22 protein-coding genes are annotated in these 24997 nt (G+C 38.2%); 19 read left to right on the forward strand and 3 right to left on the reverse strand.

Going from position 1 to position 24997, the window contains the following annotated elements; all coding sequences use genetic code 11:
* The 9 genes from smc to rplS all read left to right on the forward strand — a co-directional run bounded on the left by smc (window position 1) and on the right by rplS (window position 9987).
* The gene (smc, locus tag B5P37_RS10310; RefSeq protein ID WP_085238126.1) at window positions 1-3573 is read left to right on the forward strand and encodes a chromosome segregation protein SMC; all 3573 of its coding nucleotides are present in this window, start codon (window positions 1-3) and stop codon (window positions 3571-3573) included.
* A 1-nt stretch (window position 3574) separates the two neighbouring features.
* Window positions 3575-4771: a signal recognition particle-docking protein FtsY gene (gene ftsY, locus B5P37_RS10315; RefSeq protein ID WP_085238127.1), complete on the forward strand. Its 1197-nt coding sequence runs from the start codon at window positions 3575-3577 to the stop codon at window positions 4769-4771.
* Window positions 4772-4774: 3 nt separating this feature from the next.
* Complete coding sequence (locus B5P37_RS10320; protein WP_085238128.1) at window positions 4775-5110, forward strand: putative DNA-binding protein; 336 nt, start codon at window positions 4775-4777, stop codon at window positions 5108-5110.
* A gap of 13 nt (window positions 5111-5123) precedes the next feature.
* Window positions 5124-6491, forward strand: a complete 1368-nt coding sequence (gene ffh, locus B5P37_RS10325) for a signal recognition particle protein (protein WP_085238129.1) — start codon at window positions 5124-5126, stop codon at window positions 6489-6491.
* Window positions 6492-6977: 486 nt separating this feature from the next.
* A complete protein-coding gene (locus B5P37_RS10330; RefSeq protein WP_085238130.1) occupies window positions 6978-7664 on the forward strand; it encodes a hypothetical protein in 687 nt (228 codons plus the stop codon).
* A gap of 151 nt (window positions 7665-7815) precedes the next feature.
* The gene (gene rpsP / locus B5P37_RS10335) at window positions 7816-8091 is read left to right on the forward strand and encodes a 30S ribosomal protein S16 (protein ID WP_085238131.1); all 276 of its coding nucleotides are present in this window, start codon (window positions 7816-7818) and stop codon (window positions 8089-8091) included.
* Between the two features lie 206 nt (window positions 8092-8297).
* Window positions 8298-8801, forward strand: a complete 504-nt coding sequence (gene rimM / locus B5P37_RS10340) for a ribosome maturation factor RimM (protein ID WP_085238132.1) — start codon at window positions 8298-8300, stop codon at window positions 8799-8801.
* Entirely contained in the window at window positions 8798-9535 is a 738-nt protein-coding gene (trmD, locus tag B5P37_RS10345) for a tRNA (guanosine(37)-N1)-methyltransferase TrmD (RefSeq protein WP_085238133.1), read from the forward strand. The genes rimM and trmD overlap by 4 nt, the downstream gene beginning before the upstream one ends.
* A gap of 101 nt (window positions 9536-9636) precedes the next feature.
* Complete coding sequence (rplS, locus tag B5P37_RS10350; RefSeq protein ID WP_085238134.1) at window positions 9637-9987, forward strand: 50S ribosomal protein L19; 351 nt, start codon at window positions 9637-9639, stop codon at window positions 9985-9987.
* A 142-nt stretch (window positions 9988-10129) separates the two neighbouring features.
* Here rplS and B5P37_RS10355 read toward each other — a convergent pair whose 3' ends face one another.
* From B5P37_RS10355 to B5P37_RS10365, 3 genes are all read right to left on the reverse strand, one after another.
* Window positions 10130-10546: a hypothetical protein gene (locus B5P37_RS10355; protein ID WP_244898614.1), complete on the reverse strand. Its 417-nt coding sequence runs from the start codon at window positions 10544-10546 to the stop codon at window positions 10130-10132.
* A gap of 528 nt (window positions 10547-11074) precedes the next feature.
* Window positions 11075-13663, reverse strand: coding sequence for a YfhO family protein (locus tag B5P37_RS10360; RefSeq protein WP_085238136.1), 2589 nt, complete (start codon window positions 13661-13663; stop codon window positions 11075-11077).
* 114 nt (window positions 13664-13777) lie between these two features.
* Window positions 13778-14158 carry a GtrA family protein gene (locus tag B5P37_RS10365; protein WP_085238137.1) on the reverse strand — a complete coding sequence of 127 codons (381 nt, stop codon included), beginning with the start codon at window positions 14156-14158 and terminating at the stop codon, window positions 13778-13780.
* Between the two features lie 228 nt (window positions 14159-14386).
* Here B5P37_RS10365 and ylqF point away from each other — a divergent pair, with 228 nt between their 5' ends.
* The 10 genes from ylqF (at window position 14387) to hslV (ending at window position 24990) form a co-directional block, all read left to right on the forward strand.
* Window positions 14387-15250: a ribosome biogenesis GTPase YlqF gene (ylqF, locus tag B5P37_RS10370; protein ID WP_085238138.1), complete on the forward strand. Its 864-nt coding sequence runs from the start codon at window positions 14387-14389 to the stop codon at window positions 15248-15250.
* A complete protein-coding gene (locus tag B5P37_RS10375; RefSeq protein WP_085238139.1) occupies window positions 15251-16042 on the forward strand; it encodes a ribonuclease HII in 792 nt (263 codons plus the stop codon).
* A 128-nt stretch (window positions 16043-16170) separates the two neighbouring features.
* Window positions 16171-16440: a hypothetical protein gene (locus tag B5P37_RS10380; protein WP_085238140.1), complete on the forward strand. Its 270-nt coding sequence runs from the start codon at window positions 16171-16173 to the stop codon at window positions 16438-16440.
* Window positions 16441-16654: 214 nt separating this feature from the next.
* Window positions 16655-17821: an ADP-forming succinate--CoA ligase subunit beta gene (gene sucC / locus B5P37_RS10385; protein ID WP_085238141.1), complete on the forward strand. Its 1167-nt coding sequence runs from the start codon at window positions 16655-16657 to the stop codon at window positions 17819-17821.
* Between the two features lie 21 nt (window positions 17822-17842).
* Window positions 17843-18748, forward strand: coding sequence for a succinate--CoA ligase subunit alpha (gene sucD / locus B5P37_RS10390; RefSeq protein ID WP_085238142.1), 906 nt, complete (start codon window positions 17843-17845; stop codon window positions 18746-18748).
* Window positions 18749-19057: 309 nt separating this feature from the next.
* Window positions 19058-19927 (forward strand): DNA-processing protein DprA, encoded by an 870-nt coding sequence (gene dprA, locus B5P37_RS10395; protein ID WP_085238143.1) that lies wholly within the window; start codon window positions 19058-19060, stop codon window positions 19925-19927.
* Window positions 19928-20031: 104 nt separating this feature from the next.
* On the forward strand, window positions 20032-22101 hold the full coding sequence (topA, locus tag B5P37_RS10400) for a type I DNA topoisomerase (RefSeq protein WP_085238144.1): 2070 nt from the start codon (window positions 20032-20034) through the stop codon (window positions 22099-22101).
* A 26-nt stretch (window positions 22102-22127) separates the two neighbouring features.
* A complete protein-coding gene (gene trmFO / locus B5P37_RS10405) occupies window positions 22128-23432 on the forward strand; it encodes an FADH(2)-oxidizing methylenetetrahydrofolate--tRNA-(uracil(54)-C(5))-methyltransferase TrmFO (protein WP_085238145.1) in 1305 nt (434 codons plus the stop codon).
* Window positions 23433-23550: 118 nt separating this feature from the next.
* Window positions 23551-24441 (forward strand): tyrosine recombinase XerC, encoded by an 891-nt coding sequence (gene xerC / locus B5P37_RS10410; protein WP_085238146.1) that lies wholly within the window; start codon window positions 23551-23553, stop codon window positions 24439-24441.
* Window positions 24442-24447: 6 nt separating this feature from the next.
* Window positions 24448-24990: an ATP-dependent protease subunit HslV gene (gene hslV, locus B5P37_RS10415; RefSeq protein ID WP_085238147.1), complete on the forward strand. Its 543-nt coding sequence runs from the start codon at window positions 24448-24450 to the stop codon at window positions 24988-24990.
* The last annotated feature ends 7 nt before the right edge of the window (window positions 24991-24997 follow it).

Here is a 24997-nt window from a genome sequence, read left to right on the forward strand (position 1 = left end):
ATGGTTTATTTAAAATCAATTGATGCATTTGGATTTAAATCCTTTGCAGAAGCCACTGAAATTCGTTTTGATCAAGGGGTAACAGCAATTGTAGGACCTAACGGGAGTGGGAAAAGTAATATAACAGATGCGATAAAATGGGTCCTCGGTGAACAATCTGCACGCGTATTACGTGGGAGCAAAATGGAGGATATTATTTTTTCTGGAGCCAAACACCGCAATGCACAAAATCTAGCAGAAGTACAACTCAAATTAGATAATCGTAGCGGTTTGCTCAATATTGATGCCGAAGATGTAACGGTGACACGTCGTCTTTATCGCAACGGTGATAGTGCGTTTTATTTAAATAATGAACGGCGGCGGCTCAAAGATATTCGAGATTTATTTTTAGATTCTGGTTTAGGTAAAGAAGCATTTAGTATTATTTCGCAAGGAAGAGTAGATGAAGTACTCAATGCGAAACCGATTGATCGACGACAGATCATTGAAGAATCAGCCGGCGTGTTGAAATATAAGAAACGTAAAGAAGCATCTTTAGAAAAGCTCAGTCAAACGGAAGATAATTTAACGCGTGTGGAAGATATTCTTTATGATTTAGAAGGTCGTGTTGAGCCTTTGAAAGAAGAGGCAGCGATTGCTAAAGAATACTTACAATTAAGTGAGATACTCAAAGACAGTGATATCCGAGTCACAGTCCATGATGTTCAATCTTATCAGTCTCAAATTGCGCAATATGATGTCGAATTAAACGCATTAAAAGGGCAACAGGCAGATGCACATCAAAAAAAATCGCAAATCACGCATACGATTCAAAACGCAAAAGGTGAACGTTTTAAAATTGATCAACAATTAGAAGCGGTTAATCAACAACTCATCGAAGCAACGGAACAAGTTGAAAAATTAGCTGGAAAATATCAATTAATAGAAGAACGACAAAAAAATCAATCTCAGTCTAATGCACGGATTGAAGAAGAACAATTGGCGATTGATCATCAACAGCAATTGCTTGATAAAGACTTTTCTGACACCGAACAAGCGATTTGTCAGTTAAAAGACAAAAGAAAACAGTTGAATGCAACCATCCAACAACTAGAAGGACAATTGTATCAAGCCGATGAGGACGTTGAAGCGGATGTAGAGCAATTAAAAGATCAGTACTATCAATTGATTACTGAACAAGCCGATATCAACAATGACATTCGCTTTTTAACGCGCACGATAGAGGAACATAAAGCCAAGCAACAGCGCATTGATTCACGTTTATCAGAAGCCTACGCGCAATTAAAAGATGCCCAACAGCAAAAAGCTGACATTGAACAACAACAGCAACAACAGCAACAACAAATGCGGCAGATTGAAGATGAATGCAAACAAATTGCGACGGCACTAACAGAAGCTAAAAATGTACAAAACCAAACAGAATCTCAACTTTATCAAGCGTATCGTTATAACGATAAACTGAAAGCCCGTATTGAAACGATGAAAATGCGTGAGGATGATTTGAGCAATTTTTATCAAGGCGTGAAAGCCATTTTAAAAGCGAAAGACGATCAATTGAAGGGAATACACGGAGCAGTCGCCCAACAAATTGATGTCCCTTCTCGCTACACGAGCGCAATTGAAACGGCGTTAGGTGCAAGTATGCAACATATCATCGTATCTGATGAAGCGGCAGCCCGACAAGCCATTCAATTTTTAAAAACTAAAAAAATGGGGCGAGTGACATTTTTACCTTTGTCTGTCATTCAAGGCAAATCATTGGATGCACGAATCATCAATACGGCGCAACAAATGCCGGGTTTTGTTACTGTTGCAAGTGATGCTGTCCAAGTGGATTCATCCTATCGTGGCATTATCAATCATTTACTAGGACGTACATTGATTGTAGACAACTTGAAACATGCGAATGAGATTGCGCGTGCAATTCAATACCACACACGTCTAGTCACTTTAGAGGGAGATGTTGTGAACCCAGGTGGTTCTATGACAGGTGGCGGCACGCAACAACGTCAGTCGTTATTAGGACAAAAAGATGAAATGCGACAATTACAAGCTCAGTTAGAGGAATATGTTGAGAAAACGCAACAATTGGAGACGTATTGCCAAACTAAGAAAGCAGAACAAGATCAACTGAGTGAACAATATGTCACAGCACAACAACAATATAATGACTGCAAACAAGCGTTACATCACTTGGCATTGGAGCATGACCGTTACAGTGAAGTGATACAACGTCTGAAACATGATCATGAGGAATTTGAATTCGAAAAAAATGATGGCTATGCAAGTGCTCAAAGTGAAGCGACGTTGCAAGAAAAACAAGCACAACAAGCGCAGATGACTGAACAACTTGAAAAAATGGATCAGCGCATTAAAGCGATGACGGCACAGCGGAAGGTCACGCAAGCACAGACCTCTCAGTTACAACAGCAGTTACACCAACATCAGTCGGATCTTGCAGTGGTTGTTGAGCGAATGACGACGCAACAGCAACAATTAAAACGATTGAAACATCAACAAGGTCAACTGGATGAACAACAACAAAAGCTTCGAGCGCAATTGGCATTGATTAATTCAGACGAAGTCAATGACGATTCGACATTAGAAGCCATTCAAACACAAATCACACAACAGCAAACAGAAAAAGACCGTCACATAGAAGTTCAACAACAATTGAGACAACAGCGACAGGAAATGGAAGATTTGATTGAATCCAATGAACAAGCGCTGGAGCACATTCATCAAAAATTATTAAATATTGAAAATCAGTACCAAGAAATTAAAACAGCGCAGTCAAGATTAGACGTTTTAATTGACCAAGCTTTAAAGCATTTAGAAGAGACGTATCATATAACTTTTAACTACGCACAGCAAAATTATCCACTAGAAGCGCAAGAGATTGAAGCGTTGCGCCAGAAAGTGAAATTAACGAAAATGTCGATAGAAGAGTTAGGCCATGTGAATTTAAATGCGGTAGAGCAGTATGAAGAGGTCTCTACCCGATATCAATTTTTATCCGAACAACGTCAAGATTTAAGAGACGCGAAAATGACGTTAGAAAAGATTATCCAAGAGATGGATGAGGAAGTGGCTGACCGATTCAGTCAAACGTTCCATGCGATACAAGGACACTTTGCCAATGTATTTCAAAGTCTATTTGGCGGCGGACAAGCCGAATTGATATTGACTGAAAAAGACTATTTAACAGCAGGTGTCGATATTAAAGTTCAGCCACCTGGGAAAAAGTTACAACATTTGTCTTTATTGAGCGGTGGAGAGCGTGCATTGAGTGCCATTGCTTTATTATTTGCGATTTTAAAGGTGAGATCCGCACCATTCGTGATATTGGACGAGGTCGAAGCGGCTTTGGATGAGGCGAATGTCATACGTTATGCGACCTATTTAAAAACATTATCAAAGGAGACCCAGTTTATTGTCATCACGCATCGTAAAGGAACGATGGAAATGTGCGATTGTTTATATGGGGTGACCATGCAAGAAATGGGTGTCTCTCGTCTCGTCAGTGTGAACTTAAATACGATAGATGAAGTATTGAAGGAGGAACAAACATAAAATGAGTTTTTTTAAACGATTAAAAGATAAATTTGCGAAACCTGAAAAAGAACAACAAGATGAACAAAATCTACAACAAAATGAAGAAGCGCAACCAATAAATGAAAAGGCGCAGCCGACAAAAAGTGAAAAAGTTCAGCAAGATCAACACGTTCCCCCAACAACAGATGATTTTGATGACGGTTTAATATCAATCGAAGAATTTGAAGAACTAGAATCGCAAAAAATGGGTGCGAAATTCCGTGAAGGACTTGAAAAATCACGTGAAAATTTCCAAAATCAATTAAACAATTTGTTAGCACATTATCGAAAAGTGGATGAAGATTTCTTTGAAGCTTTAGAGGAAATGCTGATTCAAGCAGATGTTGGATTCAACACGGTGATGGCATTGGTGGATGAGTTACGTTTAGAAGCTAAGCGACGTAACATTACAGAAACTGAAGATTTGCGTGAAGCAATCGTTGAGAAAATTGTAGAAATTTATCAACAAGATGATACACAATCAGAAGTGATGAACATTGAAGAGGGGCGACTCAATATCATTTTGATGGTTGGCGTTAACGGTGTAGGGAAAACGACAACGATTGGTAAATTAGCCCACCGATATCAAGCACAAGGCAAAAAGGTCATGTTAGCAGCAGGTGATACATTCCGTGCAGGTGCAATTGAGCAGCTCGAAGTATGGGGAGAACGTGTGGGCGTCGATGTTGTGCGTCAAGGTGAAGGATCTGACCCAGCCGCTGTGATGTACGATGCAATAAATGCGGCTAAAAACAAGAACATCGATATTTTGATATGTGATACTGCGGGCCGTCTGCAAAACAAACAAAATTTGATGAATGAACTTGAGAAAGTAAAGCGTGTGATTAGTCGCTCGATTCCGAATGCGCCACATGAAGTGCTCCTCTGTTTAGATGCAACGACTGGACAAAACGCGTTATCACAAGCGAAAGCCTTTAAAGAAGTGACGGATGTAACGGGTATTGTTCTAACTAAACTGGATGGTACAGCAAAAGGTGGTATTGTTCTTGCGATTCGTAACGAGTTACACATCCCTGTAAAATTTGTCGGTTTAGGCGAAAAATTAGATGATTTACAACCGTTTGATGCAGAAAGTTATGTATACGGCTTGTTTGCAGATATGATTGAAAAAAATGTACCAGAAACAGCAGAAAATCAACCAGAAAATGAGGGATGATCGATGCATCATGAGGACGATTTAATTAAAACGGTTAGGATGAATTATCTATTTGATTTTTATCAATCACTTCTTACAGAAAAACAGCGCAATTATTTACGGCTCTTTTATTTGGAAGACTATGCTTTAAGTGAAATTGCAGAAACGTTTGAAGTGAGTCGGCAGGCCGTATATGATAACATAAGAAGAACTGGCGATTTAGTAGAAGATTATGAAAAGAAATTAGGGTTATATCGTCGCTTTACAAAACGACAAGAAATCTATCAATATATCCGTGAACATATCGATGAACCGGAACAAATTGAACATGCTATCCAAGAACTTGAAGAACTAGAATAAGGAGGGTTACTTTATGGCTTTTGAAGGATTATCTGAGCGACTGCAAGCCACGATGCAGAAAATTAAAGGTAAAGGTAAAGTAACTGAAGCTGATATCAAAGTCATGATGCGTGAAGTGCGCCTTGCTTTACTCGAAGCCGATGTTAACTTTAAAGTCGTTAAAAACTTTGTGAATACTGTTTCAGAGCGTGCATTAGGTTCTGACGTGATGAAATCATTAACGCCTGGACAACAAGTCATCAAAATCGTACAAGAAGAATTAACGGCATTAATGGGAGGGGACAACAGCACGATAACAATGGCTAAAAAGCCGCCGACTGTTGTCATGATGGTCGGATTACAAGGGGCCGGTAAAACGACAACAGCCGGTAAACTCGCACTATTAATGCGTAAAAAATACAACAAAAAACCATTGCTTGTTGCATGTGATATTTATCGTCCAGCTGCGATTAAACAATTACAAACAGTGGGTAAACAAATTGATATCCCCGTATACAGTGAAGGGGATCAAGTCCCGCCGCAACAGATTGTACAAAATGCGTTACAGCATGCGAAAGCGGAACATCTAGACTTTGTCATCGTCGATACTGCGGGACGATTACACATCGATGAAGCATTAATGAATGAATTGCAAGAAGTAAAAGAAATCTCAAAGCCAGACGAAATCATGCTTGTCGTTGACGCGATGACGGGGCAAGATGCTGTAAATGTAGCGGAATCCTTTGATCAACAATTAAATGTGACAGGTGTGACACTCACTAAATTAGATGGGGATACACGTGGTGGGGCAGCGCTCTCTATTCGTGCTGTCACTCAAAAGCCAATCAAGTTTATTGGGATGAGTGAAAAACTGGATGGTTTAGAACTTTTTCACCCAGAGCGTATGGCGTCTCGTATTTTAGGTATGGGAGATGTATTGAGTCTCATCGAAAAGGCACAGCAAGACGTGGATCAAGAAAAAGCTAAAGATTTAGAAAAGAAAATGCGGACGTCTACATTTACGTTAGAAGACTTTTTAGATCAACTCGATCAAGTGAAAAAATTAGGGCCCCTTGATGATATTATGAAAATGATACCGGGTATGAATAAAATGAAAGGATTGGATAAACTCAATATGAACGAGAAACAAATCGATCATATTAAGGCCATTATTCAGTCCATGACACCAGATGAACGTGAGGATCCAGCAAAATTAAACGTGTCGAGAAAACGTCGAATTGCTGCGGGTTCAGGGCGCTCATTACAAGAAGTCAATCGTTTATTGAAGCAGTTTAATGATATGAAAAAGATGATGAAGCAATTTACAGGTGGCGGTAAAGGTAAGAAAGGGAAACAGAATCAACTGCAAAACATGCTCAAAGGTATGAATTTGCCGTTTTAATTTCCATTTATAGCAACATCGGGTTGTGGTGACACATCTCGGTGTTTTTTTGCGCAGATTTTGAATTGAAAATCATTCGGTTTTTATAGCATGTTGCGCTTTTAAAAAGTCTCAACAAAAATCAGCTCATGTTCTGAAAGTGTACGCCCTTTTTTATCATTGTGGAATATTTTAAACAAAAGAGCGACTTATAAAAATTAAAACAATATCACCACATGAATCTATTTTATATTATAATAGGTTGCAACATAGCTAAAAATAAGGGTGAAACGGGTTTTGTTCGTGCGTCATGAATGGGATAAAGGGATAGACCAGTTCATATCTAACAGCTATGGATAAGGGAAAGTGTCAGAGGAATAGGGCGTGCGGATCATTTCCATCAATGATTCAATGCATGTCATGTGGTGAAAAGAAAGGGAGACCTATTGACAGAAAATGTGTTTGTCTAGGGAAGGACGTAGGGCCGTCATAAATGGGGGATGTTGAATGATAAATGAAATCGAACTCAAACTTCAAACAATTTTACATGATGATGAGAAAATTTTGTCATTAACTCAAAAAGATGCGAAAAGTTCTATTTACGTATTATTTCAAAAGGGAGCTTTCGCTTATATGCCGATACGAATTAGTGATCATAAAAATCATACGTATTTTTCTAACAAAAGTTTTTATACAAAAAGAGGGGAAGTGAGGATACTTAATCAAATTCGACAACATCTTGATCATAGTGGGTGGTATATTTTTACATATCAAGATTTTTTTACTTTAAAAATTGTAATGCGGTTAACCTATAAAAACTTGAGAATTTATGTTGATAATTCAATGGGGATTTTTGATGGTGCGATGATGGGGTTGTTGTTCTATCAAATCAGATATTTCCATAGAAATCATAAAGAAATGAATACAGTCTCAGAGTCATTTCAAAAGTATTTGCGCCGTTTGTTTGCAGCAGGGCTTTTGAACGGCTATCGACAAGATAATAATGATTTATCCGTCTATGTCACGCAAATGGGAAAGGCCATGTTACTCGAATTCAATGAATGTTTTCAAGAACGTTATATCACAGATAGGGAAACGGTTGAACTCAGATATGTTGAAGTTCCTATAGATGAGATGGCGCAATCTCATCACGTCGAAGCTGAGACATCAATTATATCAATTTATGACGAGTAATGCTTCGGTGTTTGAAGTTTCGTAACGAATGGAAAGATAAAATACAAATCTAAATTGGTAAAGTATTTTCTCTTTACAAACGTTAAACTTCCTGTTATTATAGTTTCTTGTAGATAACAAAACATTTGATATTTAAAGGAGAGAATTATAAATGGCAGTTAAAATTCGTTTAACACGCTTAGGTTCAAAAAGAAATCCATTCTATCGTATCGTCGTGGCAGATGCACGTGCACCACGTGATGGTCGTATTATCGAACAAATCGGTACATACAACCCATCAGCTGTGAATACACCAGAAGTAAAAATCGATGAAGCATTGGCATTAAAATGGTTAAAAGATGGTGCGAAACCTACGGATACAGTACACAATCTTTTATCACGTCAAGGTATTTTAAAAACTTTTGATGAGCAAAAAAAAGCAAAATAATTAAATAGATGATGAAGCGACTGGGACTTGAAGTGCTCAATTCCGCTACAATTCTTATGCTTTAATGTGGCAAAGATGACTTGAATGCGTGAGTGCTGTGATGAAGCACTTCAATCTCGTTATTTTTGTTAAGGTGGGATAAGAAGCGACTTGATAAAAGTGCTTCTATCTCACCTTTTTATATTTTTTGATAGGAGGGTGAGTAAATGAACGTAGAAGTAGGTAAAATTGTGAATACACATGGAATTAAAGGTGAAGTGAAAGTGCAGTCGCATTCTGATTTTACAGATGTGCGCTTTCAACCGGGTGAAGTGTTACAAGCAGAATTTCAAGGTAAAACACTGGATTTAACCGTACGTTCACATCGTATGCATAAAGGGTTACATATGTTGACGTTTGAAGGCTATACGAATATTAATGAGATTGAACATTTGAAAGGGACACATCTTTTTCAAGAACGAGATCATAAAGCGATTGAATTAGATGAGCATGAGTTTTACTATTCAGATATTATCGGTTGTACAGTGTTTGATGGCGACCGTCCCATTGGCCGTGTAACAGAAATTTTCGAAACGGGTGCGAATGACGTTTGGGTTGTTAAAGGTGATAAAGAACATTTAATTCCGTATATTGCTGACGTCGTTAAAGAAGTTGACGTTGAAGGACGTCGCATCGTCATTACGCCATTAGAAGGGTTGTTAAACGAATGAAAATTGATTATTTGACGCTCTTTCCTGAAATGTTTGAAGGTGTGCTCAATCAATCCATTTTAAAGCGTGCGAAAGAAAATGGATACTTAGAGACACAATTAATTAATTTTCGAGATTATGCCAATAATAAACATCACCAAGTGGATGATTATCCTTATGGGGGTGGGCAAGGCATGGTGTTGAAACCGGAACCTATTTTTAATGCGATGCGTGCATTGGAGATGTCGGATCAGACGCGTGTTATTTTAATGACGCCTCAGGGACAACCGTTTAATCAAAAATTGGCTGAATCATTAGCAGAAGCGGAACATCTCGTTTTTATTTGTGGTCACTATGAAGGATACGACGAACGAATTAGAGAACATTTAGTGACAGATGAAATTTCGGTAGGAGATTATGTATTAACAGGCGGCGAGTTGCCTGCGATGGTGATGACAGATGCGATTGTGCGCTTACTTCCAGGTGTATTAGGCAATCAAGTGTCACATGAAGACGACTCCTTTTCGAGTGGTCTTTTGGAATATCCGCAGTATACGCGGCCGAGCCATTATGAAGGAATGGCGGTTCCTGATGTATTGCTCTCTGGGGATCATGCGAAAATTGCGCAATGGCGTCATGAAGCATCATTGAAAAGAACATTCATGAAGCGTCCTGACTTGTTAGAACACTATCCACTTACGACAGAAGATCAGAAATATGTACAATCATTAAAAAGAACATTGAAAAAAAATTGAATGTATGCTAGTATATTCTGAGTGTGGAAACACGAATATCACTATGATCCGCTGCTATACATTGTCAAGGCAAGAACATAGGTTGAAGGAGAGAATAAATTATGACAAATCATAAGTTAATTGAAGCAGTTACAAAATCACAATTACGCGAAGATATTCCAACATTCCGTCCAGGTGACACTTTACGTGTACACGTACGTATTGTTGAAGGTAGCCGTGAGCGTATCCAAGTCTTTGAAGGTGTTGTGATCAAACGTCGTGGTGGTGGCATTTCTGAAACTTTCACAGTTCGTAAAATCTCATCAGGTGTAGGCGTTGAACGTACATTCCCAGTTCATACACCAAAAATTGAGAAAATCGAAGTGAAACGTCGCGGTAAAGTCCGTCGTGCGAAACTTTACTACCTACGTAGCCTTCGCGGTAAAGCTGCACGTATCCAAGAAATTCGTTAATTTGAAGATACCAAATACAAATATTAAAACAGGGTTGGGACATTTCGAGGTCTCAGCCCTGTTTGTTGTTATAAAAGTATACTTGATTGCCTTTAATTCATCTTTGAAAAATGGCATCAAGACGTTCTTTCTATGTCGCAACTTATTCACTATTTTTATTATTTTCAACAAGCCCCATGTAGGTTAATGCGATAAACCTTCTATATTTCGCTATAAATTGTTCGTCAAATAAAAGGCCACGATTTCTTTTAATGTCCATCGCTGTTTCATAGATGTTTTCAATAATGTCACTAGGCGGGTGATGCACTTTAGAATAGTCTTTTGTGAGGAAGAGATAAGCCTTGTATAAATCTTCAATCGTTTTGAAATAGCCATATTTTGCGATTGATTTACAAGTAAACGCTGGCCTATGAACGAGATTAAAATAATAATCATAAGAAGGCATCTCGCCTACAAACTTAGGATCTTGATCTAAGTGCACACGCTCTCGGATATCTTCTCCATATTCATCGATTTGTTGCTGTTCTGATCCTTCCATTTGGGATTCTAAATGTTTCATAGTTGAAAATAATACGCTTACCTTACCGGCATTTTTTTCATAATCAATGCTACTGACGCGTATAAGCATTTTTGAAATATCTTTCCTAAAAATGAGGACAATGATTAAAATAAGCCAAGGAAAATTGAAATGTTCATATAAGGACATCAAAAAATGAGAGATACGACTAAAAAGTTGCACCTCAAAATCGAGAAATGTATTTACAAGGGGATTCAAAAAATCACCTCCTTTATGAAGTTTAATATAATATCATTTTAACTCTTCGGTTTATAAAATGCTATGTATATATGATAAAAATATTATTCTTAAAAATAAATGCAGATTGGTAGTGATATCCACGTGTGTGTCTGAAATTTATTTGGCCAATCTTATTGCTAAATGTACAAAAAATGAAAAACGATGCGTCACTTTAAGCGCTGAATACCTGATTGAATATCAATAATGAAGGTATGTCTTTTAGAAAGCAAAGCATCGTTTTTTTTTTCTATAATGAGGCGATACAAAGTTGAACGATGGTGAATCACTGTGCTATTTTTGCAGACGTAGCCACCAACGATAAACGTGTGTACCGATGAGTCCTAGTACGGTTAAAATTGTGAATAAGCCCCAATATGGCAGGACATAGGTCAATGTCACTTCATGATCCCCTTTGTTGACTGGAATGATTGTCATTAATCCATTACCTTGAAGGACAGGGCGTGTGCGCCCCTTCACTTCAGCTTGCAGGCCATCACGATATGGGAGGGGTAACACGAGATATTGGTTTTTATTTGACTTGAAGTGTGCTGTCAAACTGCGCGTGTCTTTTTCGATTTTAACAGGCGTCACTTCCGAAGCGGCACGTTTTAATGTCGCATAATCTTCACCGTAAATCCCCTTGAGCTGAAAGCGATAATCTCCTTTTTTTAATTTGAGTTGCATCGTATCTCGCACCGGTACACGAATGGTTACTGGTGTGACGAAACGACGATAGGCATAGTCAAGTTTCGTACGTCGTTGATAAAAATCATCTAGTTTTAAATAATGTGGTTGATTCGGTGATAATAGTTCGAGATCCATTTCGATGTAGTAGTCATGATAACGTTGTCGTATGTTTTCAGGCAACCGGATATCAACGCCGCCATCTTTATGGTGCACGGTTAATATATCGTCTGTCATAGACGCATCTCGTGGCGTGACAACTGCTTGCGATAAGAGATTAGGGTTCGGTTTGAAAGATTGATTGGCTTTTTGATCATCAAGTACGACACCTTCTAACATGGCTTGTTCACGATCTAACGGTGATTTTAGATCATTTGCGTTATAGACGCGAGAGGTCAAATGCGCACTTGGATAATCTATCGTTTGTTGTGAGTGTGTCCAAGCTTGATGATGGTCTTGAATCGTTTGTACTTTTTTCATTCCATATGGCAGCGTAGAATCTGGTGCATTTTTGATACGATCTGTCACACCCCAGAGTGCATATAAGTTTTGTCGATCACCTAATAAACGATACGTACTATTGCTGTCATAGCCCATATTGATTTGCATTTGTCGATCATAGTAATCTAAAATATTGCCGTCGAAAATACTAGAGTACAGTGCAACCCCATTAAAGTTATAAATCATGCTTGAGTTCACTGCATAAAGGCTCATATAATCAATACGTTGTAATGGTGACTGCTGCTGTTTAATCGAGTTAATAGAGCGTTGTAAAACATCGCTATGATAGTCCGGTGCTTTCATGTCTCCCATTTTAGATTGATACGCTGCAATATTATTGTGATGATAGTTGATCAATAAAATGAACTGTTGGACTACAAACAGCGAGAATATTATCGTACGCATGAGTCCTGAGAGCGAACGCTGTTTATAAATCAGGACAGCAACAAGGACTAAAATAGATAGGCTCATGATTATCCACCACATTGCACCGCGGGAAAAAATAAGCGTCGCAATGCCGAGAATTACAACTGGAATGAGCGATTGCAAAAATGCTTTGAAATGTAGTTCTGTAAAATGTTTGACCCATAACGTCATTAGAGCGCTTGTTGATAGTGCGAGTACATAAATCCAACGGCGCTGAGGAAATGAGAAACCATTAAACATACTATCAAAATATGGTGAAAATGAACCAATCAATAAAATCCATGTCAGAATAGCAACCATTTTATAATGGTAATGTCGATAAAGTTTAAAAGAACAGAGTGCAACAAGTGCAATAAAAGTAATTGTAATATAAAAACCATTCGTGAAAATATGATACTTTTGCGAAAAATCGATAATGGGTGAGATGACGACATCATTGCTTTGACGATCATTATTTAAAAATGAGCGTACCCCTGTGAAAAAGCCAAATGAGGCAATACAGACACTACATACAACAGCTGGAATGAGCAAGTACAATTTTTGCCAACGGTGGACTTGGTCATCAGGATGTGGAAGAATCATGCGATATATTAAATAAATAGTCAAAACAATGGCTTCATAGTAACTAAAATAAAAATTAGAAAACAAAGTCAAAGCGATGGCAATAATAAATAAACCGATACGACGACGTCTGAAAAAACGTTCGATTCCCCAAATTGAGAGTGGCAAATAGATTAAAATATCACCAAAAAAAGACCAAGTAAAATTAAAGTAATAGACGACTGATGAGGTTGCATAAAGCATGGCGCCCAAATGGCTATAAAATCGTTCGAGCTTAAAGTTTCGAAACATACCATAAGCGGCTAGAAAGGTGAAGATACAGCGCAAATAGGCTGTGAAGATTTGATTCCCTGGCCAAAATTCTATTTCACTTGGATTGAGATGAAAAAGCCACTGTCCAAGACCAACAAAGATGAAGTTAAGGTACATCATTGGGGAAGTTGTGTAATAATAAGCTAAGTCTGTCCAATAATCGCCACCCAACCCAAAACCGACATCATAAAAAGAATGGTGTTGTGAAAAGTGTTCATATAAAAAGCGTTGAAAGGGCATCATTTGTTTAAATCCGTCACCATTCCCGCTATAAATGATACCATCGTGTAGAAAACGATAAATGACTGGAACATAGACGACTGCCCCTACCAAACATGCAATGAAGCACACTTTAAAAAAACGAGATATTAAAGCATTTTGATTATAATTTTTCAACTTTTTCACTCTTTCTTACAGTTTGATATGGATACTACAGACTGCATCAAAACTGGCGTGCATGCAGTGGAACTTCGTCCTAAACGAAGTCGGGATACATTGAAATTTAACATATTAATCTTTAAGAATGTATTTAGAGAGCAGATAAGTCGCGGGAATCGTGATGATGAGTCCAACAAAAGGTGCAATCGTCGCGTTTAAATGCAGTAATTCAACAAAAAGAAATATAAATAACGTTTGTGTTCCTATGTTGACAAATTGTGTAAGTGGAAAAGCTAAAAATTTTTTTAATGTAGGTTTCACTTTGTATACGAAATAACAATTCAAAAAATAAGAAATGATTAATGCTATGGTGAACCCAATGATATGACTCACCAAATAGTGCACATGTAATAAGCGCAGTAAAATCAAATAGACGATATAATAATTGATTGTATTGATGCCGCCAACAATGACAAAGCGTACGATTTCAAACAATCGAGTTGCGTCCATCATTTCATCAACCTACTTTCATTTTTTGACGTTAGATTGTGCATAGCTTTTGATGATAAAGTTCATTATACTGATAAGAGGATAGCGATGATGTGGTGCGACTAAGTTGGTATAAGAACAGCTACAGTACACAGTAAAATATCATTTAAATATCACTTTAAAACTAATCACTAATATAACATATAAAATTTAAAAAGACGATTTGAAAGATAAACAAGAGGAGTTAAAAATATGGTAATACAATGGTATCCAGGTCATATGGCCAAAGCAAAAAGAGAAGTCAGTGAACAATTAAAAAAAGTAGATGTTGTTTTTGAGCTAGTCGATGCACGGATTCCTTTTAGCTCAAGAAATCCAATGATTGATGAAGTCATTCAACAAAAACCACGTGTCGTGATTTTCAATAAAAAAGATATGGCGAATTTAAAAGAAATGGAAAAATGGTTTGCTTTTTTCAGAGCTAAAGGAGCGATTCCTGTTGCAGTCGATGCCAAACATGGGAAAGGTTTGAAACAGGTTGAGGCCGCTGCGATTGAAGTCACTAAAGAAAAGTTTGAGCGTGAAAAAGCAAAAGGATTAAAACCGAGAGCGATTCGCGCGATGATTGTTGGGATTCCTAATGTAGGTAAATCAACATTAATCAATAAACTTGCGAACCGTGCCATTGCGCAGACAGGCAATAAACCAGGCGTTACAAAACAACAACAATGGATTAAGGTAGGTAAAGCGCTACAATTGTTAGATACACCAGGTATTTTATGGCCAAAATTTGAAGATCAATTAATTGGAAAAAAATTAAGTTTAACAGGAGCAATTAAAGATAGTATTGTCCATTTGGATGAAGTAGCAATTTTTGGTCTAGAATATATGATTGCACATGATTATGAAAAGTTATTAGCGCATTATAAAGTTGATGTTGCGCGCGATGCTGAAATATTAGCATGGTTCGATGCCATCGGGCGTAAGCGTGGACTCCTACAAAGAGGCAATGAAGTGGATTATGAAGCGGTGATTGAGCTGATTATTTACGACATAAGAAATGCCAAAATAGGGACATATTGTTTAGATTTGTATAATGAAATGCAGGAGATATAGATGGCACAAGTAAGAACGGTCAAAGAAATCAAAGAAGCACTTCAAAAAATTGAGACCCTTGAACAATTATATGCACATCCCAGTATGAGAGATACACGGAAGGGTGTGCAACGAGCGTTTTCAAGTCGGATTAAGCAACTTGAAAAGGTAAAGGCATTACAACAATCCTACCAAGCAATGTGTCAATTTGAAGAAGCGATTTTGAATCAAGATCCCCAAGCATTGATTTGTGGTATTGATGAAGTGGGAAGAGGGCCGCTTGCAGGTCCGGTTGTTGCAAGTGCAGTGATTTTGCAAGCGCAACATCAATTTATAGGGATTAATGATTCTAAACAATTATCCAGTGCTAAACGGATAGCGCTTGATGCACAGTTGAAAGCGCATGTTCTGGATTGGCAAATTGGCATGGCATCTCCTGAAGAAATCGACACATTCAATATTTATGAAGCGACAAAATTAGCGATGTACCGAGCAGTGCAAAAATTACGTTTGAAGCCTACGCATTATTTAATCGATGCGATGACTTTGGAAGGTTTGAATGCACCTCAGCAAGCCATCATTAAGGGGGACGCTAAAAGTGTCTCTATTGCAGCAGCAAGTATCATCGCTAAAGTGTATCGTGATCAATTAATGGTGGATTATGATCAACAATATCCAGGATATGATTTTAGTCAAAATGCTGGATACGGTACAAAAAATCATTTGGAAGGATTGAAAATACATGGGATCACTCCGATACATCGTCGGAGCTTTGAACCGATCAAATCAATGTGCACACGTGAATCCGACTGAGAGAACAGTATTCAGTATTGAGAAATAAATTGAATTTCACATCTTCATATTAGCGAATTCTTTTGAAAAATAATGAGACTATGTTTTACTATAAGTAATGTCCAACAAAAGAAAGGGATTTGAAATCTATGAATGAAACATTACAAAAATTATATAAAGTACTTGTTCACTTTGAAGAAACAGAATTAGCGATTACGAATGATGAAGACAAATTGGAGAAGATTAAGCAAGAAATTGAGGAGAATTTAAACGTTTCAATCGCTGATGAATCACAAGCGGATTTAATTCGTTTATTAAAAGAACATCAATTTACTGTTGAATCGACAGAAGAAGAACAGAAGACGATTCATGTACCAATGGATGATGACACGCAAATTACTTTTCAAGCTGACAAATAGTGAGAATCAGCAAGTGAACGTAAATGGTTATCGTTTAACCGTTGAAGAAATATAAGAAGCTAAGATAAGGTGCGAGAAGCAGCTGTATCTTAGCTTCTTTGTTTTGAAAATGAGGCGTAAATAAACGGCTAGGCCAGGGCTATCTGTTTACAATAACGCTTACATTTCCTATAATTGTAAATGAACTTAACCTTAAGAAACAGGAGGATGGAGTATGAATATCCATGAGTATCAAGGAAAAGAAATTTTTCGCTCTATGGGCGTAGCAGTACCAGAAGGGCGTGTTGCTTTCTCAGCTGAAGAAGCAGTTGAAAAAGCTAAAGCGTTAGACACAGATGTATATGTTGTAAAGGCACAAATCCATGCAGGAGGACGTGGTAAAGCAGGTGGTGTGAAAATTGCGAAGTCTTTATCAGAAGTCGAAACATATGCGAATGAACTTCTTGGAAAAGTACTCGTTACACACCAAACAGGCCCTCAAGGTAAAGAAGTAAAACGACTTTACATTGAAGAAGGTGCGAACATCCAAAAAGAATACTATGTCGGCTTTGTCATTGACCGTGCAACAGACCGTGTGACGTTAATGGCATCTGAAGAGGGCGGAACTGAGATTGAAGAAGTCGCAGCGAAAAACCCTGAAAAAATCTTCAAAGAATCCATCGATCCAGTGGTTGGTTTGGCACCATACCAAGCGCGACGTATTGCCTTTAATATTAATATTCCAAAAGAGTCTATCAATAAAGCAGTGAAATTTTTAACGGCGTTATATCGCGTGTTTATTGAGAAAGACTGTTCTATCGTGGAAATCAACCCGCTTGTTTTAACAGGTGAAGGTGATGTTCTGGCGTTAGATTCAAAAATCAACTTTGACGACAATGCATTGTTCCGTCATAAAGATATCGTAGAATTGCGTGATTTAGAAGAAGAAGACCCAAAAGAAATTGAGGCTTCTAAATATGACTTATCATACATTGCTTTAGACGGTAACATCGGCTGTATGGTCAATGGTGCAGGTCTCGCAATGGCAACGATGGATACGATTAATCACTTTAATGGTAACCCTGCAAACTTCCTTGACGTAGGTGGCGGTGCAACTAAAGAAAAAGTAACTGAAGCCTTTAAAATTATATTAGGTGATGATAACGTAAAAGGTATTTTTGTAAATATCTTTGGTGGTATCATGCGTTGTGATGTCATCGCTGAAGGTATCGTTGCGGCAGTGAAAGAAGTTGAATTAACACTACCATTAGTTGTACGTCTTGAAGGTACAAATGTAAAAGAAGGTAAGCAAATCTTAAAAGACTCAGGTTTGGCAATTGAACCAGCGAATACGATGGCTGAAGGTGCACAAAAAATTGTTAAACTTGTTAACGAAGCGTAAGGAAAGGATGGGACAACTACAATGAGTATATTTGTAGATAAGAATTCAAAAGTAATCGTACAAGGTATTACAGGGTCGACTGCCCTTTTCCATACTAAACAGATGTTAGAATATGGAACGCAAATTGTTGCAGGTGTTACACCCGGTAAAGGTGGCCAAGTCGTTGAAGGGGTTCCTGTATTCAACACTGTAGAAGAAGCAAAGAAAGAAACTGGCGGTAACGTTTCTGTCATTTACGTCCCTGCACCATTCGCAGCAGATGCTATTTTAGAGTGTGTTGATGCGGAATTAGATTTAGCGATTTGTATTACAGAACATATTCCTGTTATTGATATGATTAAGGTTAAACGCTATCTCGAAGGTAAAAAGACGCGTCTCGTAGGACCAAACTGTCCAGGTGTGATTACATCGGATGAAACAAAGATTGGTATTATGCCAGGTTACATTCATAAAAAAGGTCATGTCGGTGTCGTTTCACGCTCTGGTACTTTAACATATGAAGCGGTACATCAATTAACTGAAGAAGGTATCGGTCAATCAACAGCAGTCGGAATCGGTGGAGATCCAGTAAATGGGACAAACTTTATCGATGTGCTAGAAGCATTCAACAATGATGAAGAGACGAAAGCGGTTGTAATGATTGGTGAAATCGGTGGAACTGCTGAAGAGGAAGCGGCTGAATGGATTAAGGCGAACATGAAAAAACCTGTTGTCGGCTTTATCGGTGGTCAAACTGCACCTCCAGGAAAACGTATGGGCCATGCAGGCGCGATTATTTCAGGTGGTAAAGGGACAGCAGCTGAAAAAATTAAAACATTAAATGACTGTGGTGTGAAAACAGCAGCTACACCTTCTGAAATCGGTGTCACTTTAATTGAAGCAGCTAAAGAAGCTGGAATTTACGAGTCATTATTAACGATAAAATAATGGTGATATAGCGCGCATTGCATATTTTTATGTAATGGCAAACCATATATCGAATTGTTTTTGTACATTAAAAATGATATCTACGTTGGCAATGAGCATAGGATAATCATACTCAAAATAAGGGTTCGAATTGAAAGGGATTTCGTTTCAATTCGAACCGCTTTTGTCAATGTGATTTGTAATGCCCTTGATTGTTGAACCATTTCAATGGATGACGGCGCTTTTTCAATGATTGCATCCCCTTATTCACTCATTCTATGATTCTCTCTTTTAATCCTTTTTTAATGACATCTTAGAGGTGACGACCGTATGTTAAAACATTATTTACTCTTACTCATTTATGCAGGTTTTACGACACAACAAATTCATAGATTTTATCCACGTTTACTTGATTTAACAGAAAAAAAGGTCTCATTAGTTCAGATTTTAACTGAAATAGCCACAGTATTTCCAAGAGCGACCATTCGACATAAATTGCAACGACTACAAACACTGGATATTCAATGGATTGCATCCACTTTACAGGAACATCAGATTATCCCCGTGACGATAAATGACCCTCATTATCCTTCGTTATTAAAAGAAATTTATGATCCCCCGTTCGTCTTATTTTGTAAAGGTCAGCTTGATTTATTACAGCATTCTTGCAGATGCCTCGCAATTGTCGGTGCACGGCAGCATACAGATTATACCCCGCAAGTATTAGAAACACTATTCCAATCATTTAAACATCACCCACTTGTCATTGTTTCAGGCTTGGCTAATGGTACAGATGCAATTGCGCATCAGCAGGCGTTGCAACAGCACTTACCGACGATTGGTGTGCTCGGTTTTGGTCATTTTCATCATTATCCTTCAAAAACTTCTCATCTAAGGCAAATGATTGAGTCTACACATCTCACGATTAGTGAATATCCACCACACACGCCCATCGCAAAATTTAGATTTCCAGAGAGAAATAGAATTATTAGTGGATTATCAAAAGGGGTATTAGTGACGGAAGCAAAAGAACGCAGTGGGGCATTGATTACATTAGATCAGGCATTAGAACAAAATCGTAACGTTTATGTATTGCCTGGAGATTTTTTTAATTTGCATACAAGAGGGAACATGTTACGTGTGAAAGAAGGCGCGGAGATTGTTTTATCGGCACAAGATATTTTGAAAGATTACGTTTAATGAAATGTTAATGCTTTGTGAAATCAATACAAAAGATTGACAAATATAAAAATAACCGTTTATCATTTAACTTTGTAAACAGAAATAGCAAGGGGGTAACTACATTGGCAGATAATCTTGTCATTGTTGAATCGCCTGCAAAAGCGAAAACTATAGAAAAATATTTAGGTAAGAAATATAAAGTCATCGCATCAATGGGACATGTAAGGGATCTTCCTCGCAGTCAAATGGGTGTGGATGTGGAGCACGACTATGAACCTAAGTATATTACTATCCGTGGTAAGGGGCCTGTTGTCAAAGATTTAAAGAGATATGCGAAAAAGGCAAAAAAAGTTTTTCTCGCAAGTGACCCCGATCGTGAAGGTGAAGCAATTGCATGGCACTTGGCAAATATTTTAGAGCTTGAAGATAGTAAAGAAAATCGCGTTGTCTTTAACGAAATTACGAAAGACGCAGTTAAAGAAAGTTTTAAACATCCGCGTGGAATAGAAATGAATCTTGTCGATGCGCAACAGGCACGACGTGTGCTAGACCGATTAGTAGGTTACAACATTTCACCTGTGTTATGGAAAAAAGTTAAAAAAGGGCTATCAGCCGGACGTGTGCAATCTGTTGCATTACGTTTAGTGATTGATCGTGAAAACGAAATACGAAATTTCAAACCAGAAGAGTACTGGTCAATTGAAGGTGAGTTTCGTCACGGCAAATCAAAATTTAATGCTAAGTTTCTTCATTATAAAGACAAGCCGTTTAAGCTAACGACACAAGAGGATGTTGCTGTGATTACTAAAGCGTTAGACGGCAATCAATTTACGGTTACCAATGTGACGAAAAAAGAAAAGACACGTAAGCCTTCACAACCTTTTACAACATCAACGCTACAACAAGAAGCAGCGCGGAAATTAAATTTCAAGGCGCGTAAAACGATGATGGTCGCACAACAGTTGTATGAAGGTATTGACTTAAAACGTAAAGGCACAATTGGTCTTATCACATATATGAGAACAGACTCTACACGTATTTCTAAAGATGCACAAAACGAGGCCAAACAATATATCGAAAAGACGTATGGCGAAGCCTATTTATCTAAAACCGTACAAAAAGGAAAACAAGGCGATCAAGATGCACATGAAGCCATCCGTCCAACAAGCACTTTAAGAACACCGTCAGAAATGAAAGACTTCTTGACACGTGATCAATACCGTTTGTATAAATTGATTTGGGAAAGATTTGTTGCCAGTCAAATGGCCCCTGCAATTTTGGATACCGTCGCAGTTGATTTGACACAAAATGACGTAAAATTCAGAGCCAATGGTCAAACGGTGAAATTTAAAGGGTTCATGACGTTATATGTTGAAACCACTGATGATAAAGCAAAAGAAAAAGAAAATCGTTTGCCAAAACTCGAAGTAGGAAATGAAGTGCTTGCAACAAAAATTGATCCAGCACAACACTTTACTCAACCGCCACCACGCTATACAGAAGCGCGATTGGTTAAAACATTGGAAGAACTTAAAATCGGTCGACCTTCAACTTATGCACCGACGATTGATACCATTCAAAAGCGTAATTATGTCAAAAATGAAAATAAACGGTTTGTGCCAACTGAATTAGGTGAAATTGTTCATGAACAAGTTAAAGAATATTTTCCAGAAATCATTGATGTTGATTTCACAGTAAACATGGAAACATTACTTGATAAAATTGCTGATGGTGACATTGCATGGAAAAAAGTTGTTGGTGACTTTTTCAATAGCTTCAAGCAAGATGTTGAACGTGCTGAAGAAGAAATGGAAAAAGTAGAGATTAAAGATGAACCGGCTGGAGAAGATTGTGAAGTGTGTGGACATCCTATGGTCATTAAAATGGGACGTTACGGTAAATTCATGGCTTGTTCAAATTTTCCGGATTGTCGCAATACGAAAGCGATTACGAAGCCGATTGGTGTCACGTGTCCAAAATGTAAAAAAGGTGATGTTGTTGAACGGAAATCTAAGAAAAACCGCGTTTTTTACGGTTGTTCTAATTATCCCGAATGTGATTTTGTAGCTTGGGATAAACCTGTTGGTCGAGATTGTCCGAAATGTCAACATGCATTGGCAGAACATAAAAAAGGACGAACAACACAAGTCGTTTGTACAAATTGTGACTATAAAGAAGCAGAACAAAAATAAAAGAGCGTTAAAGTGAGGGAAAAACTATGGCATCTGTTAATATTGTCGGTGCGGGTTTAGCGGGTTCTGAAGCGGCATTCCAATTGGCCGAACGTGGCATTCATGTCAATTTATATGAAATGCGACCGGTCAAACAAACACCAGCCCATCATACCCCACAATTTGCTGAACTCGTATGTTCAAATTCACTGCGCGGCAATTCGTTAACGAATGCAGTCGGTGTATTAAAAGAAGAAATGCGTCGCTTAAATTCGTTAATTATTACTGCGGCTGATAAAGCGCGTGTTCCAGCAGGTGGGGCACTTGCTGTAGACAGGCATGATTTTTCAGGATATATTACAGATGTGTTGAAAAATCATCCCAATGTCACGGTGCGGAATGAAGAGGTGACATCGATTCCTGATGGGCCAACAATTATTGCAACGGGCCCATTAACATCAGAATCACTCACACAGGAAGTCGTTGCTTTAACTGGCGCGCATCAACTTTACTTCTACGATGCTGCAGCACCAATCATTGAAAAAGATTCAATTGATATGGAGAAAGTTTATTTGAAATCACGTTACGATAAAGGTGAAGCCGCATATTTAAATTGTCCGATGACAGAGGAAGAATTTAATCGTTTTTATGAAGCCACACTTGCAGCTGAAGTGGCGCCAATGAATGATTTTGAGAAAGAAAAATATTTCGAAGGGTGTATGCCTTTTGAAGTGATGGCAGCGCGAGGGCCAAAAACGCTATTGTTTGGCCCTATGAAACCTGTAGGATTAGAAGATCCGAAAACAGGAAAACGACCATACGCAGTCGTTCAATTAAGACAGGACGATGCAGCTGGGACGTTGTATAATATCGTTGGGTTTCAGACGCGTTTAAAATGGGGCGCGCAAAAAGAAGTGATTCGCCTTATCCCAGGACTGGAAAACGTTGATATTGTAAGATATGGTGTCATGCATCGTAATACTTTTATCAACTCGCCTGAAGTTTTAAACGCTAACTATGAATTCAAAAATCGTAAAAATTTATTTTTTGCGGGTCAAATGACTGGTGTTGAAGGTTACGTTGAAAGTGCGGCGAGTGGCATGGTCGCTGGAATTAACTTAGCCCATCGCATGCTTGACAAAGGCGACGTCATCTTCCCACGTGAGACAATGATCGGGAGTATGGCCTATTATATTTCACATGCGACAAACAACAAGAATTTCCAACCGATGAATGCTAATTTTGGACTTGTGCCCCCACTTGAACAACGGATTAAAGATAAAAAAGAACGATATGAAACATTAGCATATCGTGCACTTGACTATCTTGATCACTTCAAACAGACTTTATAAAGAAATATTATTAATGACAAAATAAGCAAAATTTTGATAAATACAAAAATTCAATGTATAATCAATGCAGTTCCCCTCATCATTGTGCTACAATGCAAATGATGGAGGGGTTTTTGAATTGAGACAAATCCAAGAACAATTTTTAGATATGTTAAAAAGGGAACGTTTTTTCTCAGCACATACGTTAAAAGCGTATCATGATGATCTCGTTCAATTTAATCGTTTTCTTGCGCAGGAACAACTTGACTTAGAAAGTTTTCACTATCGTGATGCTCGTAATTATTTACAAACGCTTTATGATATGGGGTTGCAGCGGACGTCTGTCTCACGCAAAATTTCCACATTACGTCGCTTTTATGCTTTTTGGATGACGGTTGAAGCAGAAATCGTTAACCCATTTGTCCAATTGGTTCATCCGAAGAAAGAGCGCTATCTGCCCTCTTTCTTTTACACAGAAGAAATGGACGCTTTATTTCGAACAGTCATTGAAGATCAGCGCAAAGGTTTGCGAGATCGAGTCATTCTAGAACTATTTTATGCAACAGGAATTCGTGTTTCGGAATTGGTCTCTTTAAAAGTGACTGATGTTGATCTGGACATGTGTTGGATCAAAGTGTTAGGGAAAGGGAACAAAGAGCGTATTATCCCTTTCGGGGAATTTTGTAGACAAAGTATCGTTCAGTATCTTGATGCGTTTGAACCGATTCAAAATGTGAGTCACCCGTATTTAATAACGAATTTAAAAGGACAGCCCATTACTGAGCGTGGCGTCCGTTACGTGTTAAATGATATTGTCAAAAGAACTGCGGGGGTGACTGCGATTCATCCGCACAAACTGCGACATACGTTTGCCACGCATTTGCTGAATGAAGGGGCAGATTTGAGAACGGTTCAAAGTTTGTTGGGACATGTCAATTTATCAACGACGAGTCGGTATACACATGTGACGAATCGTCAATTGCGCAATGTTTATTTAAAGGCACATCCGCGTGCGAAAAAAGGAGAGTAATCATACATGGGTTCATCAATACATGCAACAACAATTTATGCAGTAAGACACAACGGTAGTGCGGCAATGGCTGGTGATGGTCAAGTGACTTTAGGTGAGAAGGTCATTATGAAACAAACAGCCAAAAAAGTGAGAAAGTTGTATAACGGTCGCGTCATCGCTGGCTTTGCAGGAAGTGTTGCAGATGCATTTACATTGTTTGAAAAATTTGAAGGAAAATTACAACAGTATAGTGGAAATCTTGAACGTGCAGCAGTAGAACTCGCAAAAGAGTGGCGAGGAGATAAGCAGCTACGACAACTTGAAGCAATGCTCATTGTCATGGATAAAGACCACATTCTCGTTGTCAGTGGAACAGGTGAAGTGATTTCTCCTGATGACGATTTAATTGCCATTGGATCTGGTGGTCACTTTGCTTTAAGTGCGGGTCGTGCTTTAAAACGACATGCATCACAACTCAGCGCAAGTGAAATGGCATACGAAAGTCTGAAAGTTGCTTCAGAAATCTGTGTATTCACTAACGATCACATCACTGTGGAAGAATTATAATGGAGGT

This window comes from Staphylococcus lutrae (assembly GCF_002101335.1).
GTDB lineage: Bacteria > Bacillota > Bacilli > Staphylococcales > Staphylococcaceae > Staphylococcus > Staphylococcus lutrae.

What these genes read in the sequence shown, in the direction of transcription:
- dprA (WP_085238143.1), top strand. Translation starts at nt 19,058, where the DNA reads ATGTTAAAACATTATTTACTCTTACTCATTTATGCAGGTTTTACGACA.
- trmD (WP_085238133.1), top strand. Translation starts at nt 8,798, where the DNA reads ATGAAAATTGATTATTTGACGCTCTTTCCTGAAATGTTTGAAGGTGTG.
- B5P37_RS10355 (WP_244898614.1), bottom strand. Translation starts at nt 10,546, where the DNA reads ATGAAACATTTAGAATCCCAAATGGAAGGATCAGAACAGCAACAAATC.
- sucD (WP_085238142.1), top strand. Translation starts at nt 17,843, where the DNA reads ATGAGTATATTTGTAGATAAGAATTCAAAAGTAATCGTACAAGGTATT.
- B5P37_RS10375 (WP_085238139.1), top strand. Translation starts at nt 15,251, where the DNA reads ATGGCACAAGTAAGAACGGTCAAAGAAATCAAAGAAGCACTTCAAAAA.
- ffh (WP_085238129.1), top strand. Translation starts at nt 5,124, where the DNA reads ATGGCTTTTGAAGGATTATCTGAGCGACTGCAAGCCACGATGCAGAAA.
- trmFO (WP_085238145.1), top strand. Translation starts at nt 22,128, where the DNA reads ATGGCATCTGTTAATATTGTCGGTGCGGGTTTAGCGGGTTCTGAAGCG.
- B5P37_RS10320 (WP_085238128.1), top strand. Translation starts at nt 4,775, where the DNA reads ATGCATCATGAGGACGATTTAATTAAAACGGTTAGGATGAATTATCTA.
- hslV (WP_085238147.1), top strand. Translation starts at nt 24,448, where the DNA reads ATGGGTTCATCAATACATGCAACAACAATTTATGCAGTAAGACACAAC.
- smc (WP_085238126.1), top strand. Translation starts at nt 1, where the DNA reads ATGGTTTATTTAAAATCAATTGATGCATTTGGATTTAAATCCTTTGCA.
- rpsP (WP_085238131.1), top strand. Translation starts at nt 7,816, where the DNA reads ATGGCAGTTAAAATTCGTTTAACACGCTTAGGTTCAAAAAGAAATCCA.
- ftsY (WP_085238127.1), top strand. Translation starts at nt 3,575, where the DNA reads ATGAGTTTTTTTAAACGATTAAAAGATAAATTTGCGAAACCTGAAAAA.
- B5P37_RS10380 (WP_085238140.1), top strand. Translation starts at nt 16,171, where the DNA reads ATGAATGAAACATTACAAAAATTATATAAAGTACTTGTTCACTTTGAA.
- rplS (WP_085238134.1), top strand. Translation starts at nt 9,637, where the DNA reads ATGACAAATCATAAGTTAATTGAAGCAGTTACAAAATCACAATTACGC.
- sucC (WP_085238141.1), top strand. Translation starts at nt 16,655, where the DNA reads ATGAATATCCATGAGTATCAAGGAAAAGAAATTTTTCGCTCTATGGGC.
- B5P37_RS10365 (WP_085238137.1), bottom strand. Translation starts at nt 14,158, where the DNA reads ATGATGGACGCAACTCGATTGTTTGAAATCGTACGCTTTGTCATTGTT.
- rimM (WP_085238132.1), top strand. Translation starts at nt 8,298, where the DNA reads ATGAACGTAGAAGTAGGTAAAATTGTGAATACACATGGAATTAAAGGT.
- ylqF (WP_085238138.1), top strand. Translation starts at nt 14,387, where the DNA reads ATGGTAATACAATGGTATCCAGGTCATATGGCCAAAGCAAAAAGAGAA.
- B5P37_RS10330 (WP_085238130.1), top strand. Translation starts at nt 6,978, where the DNA reads ATGATAAATGAAATCGAACTCAAACTTCAAACAATTTTACATGATGAT.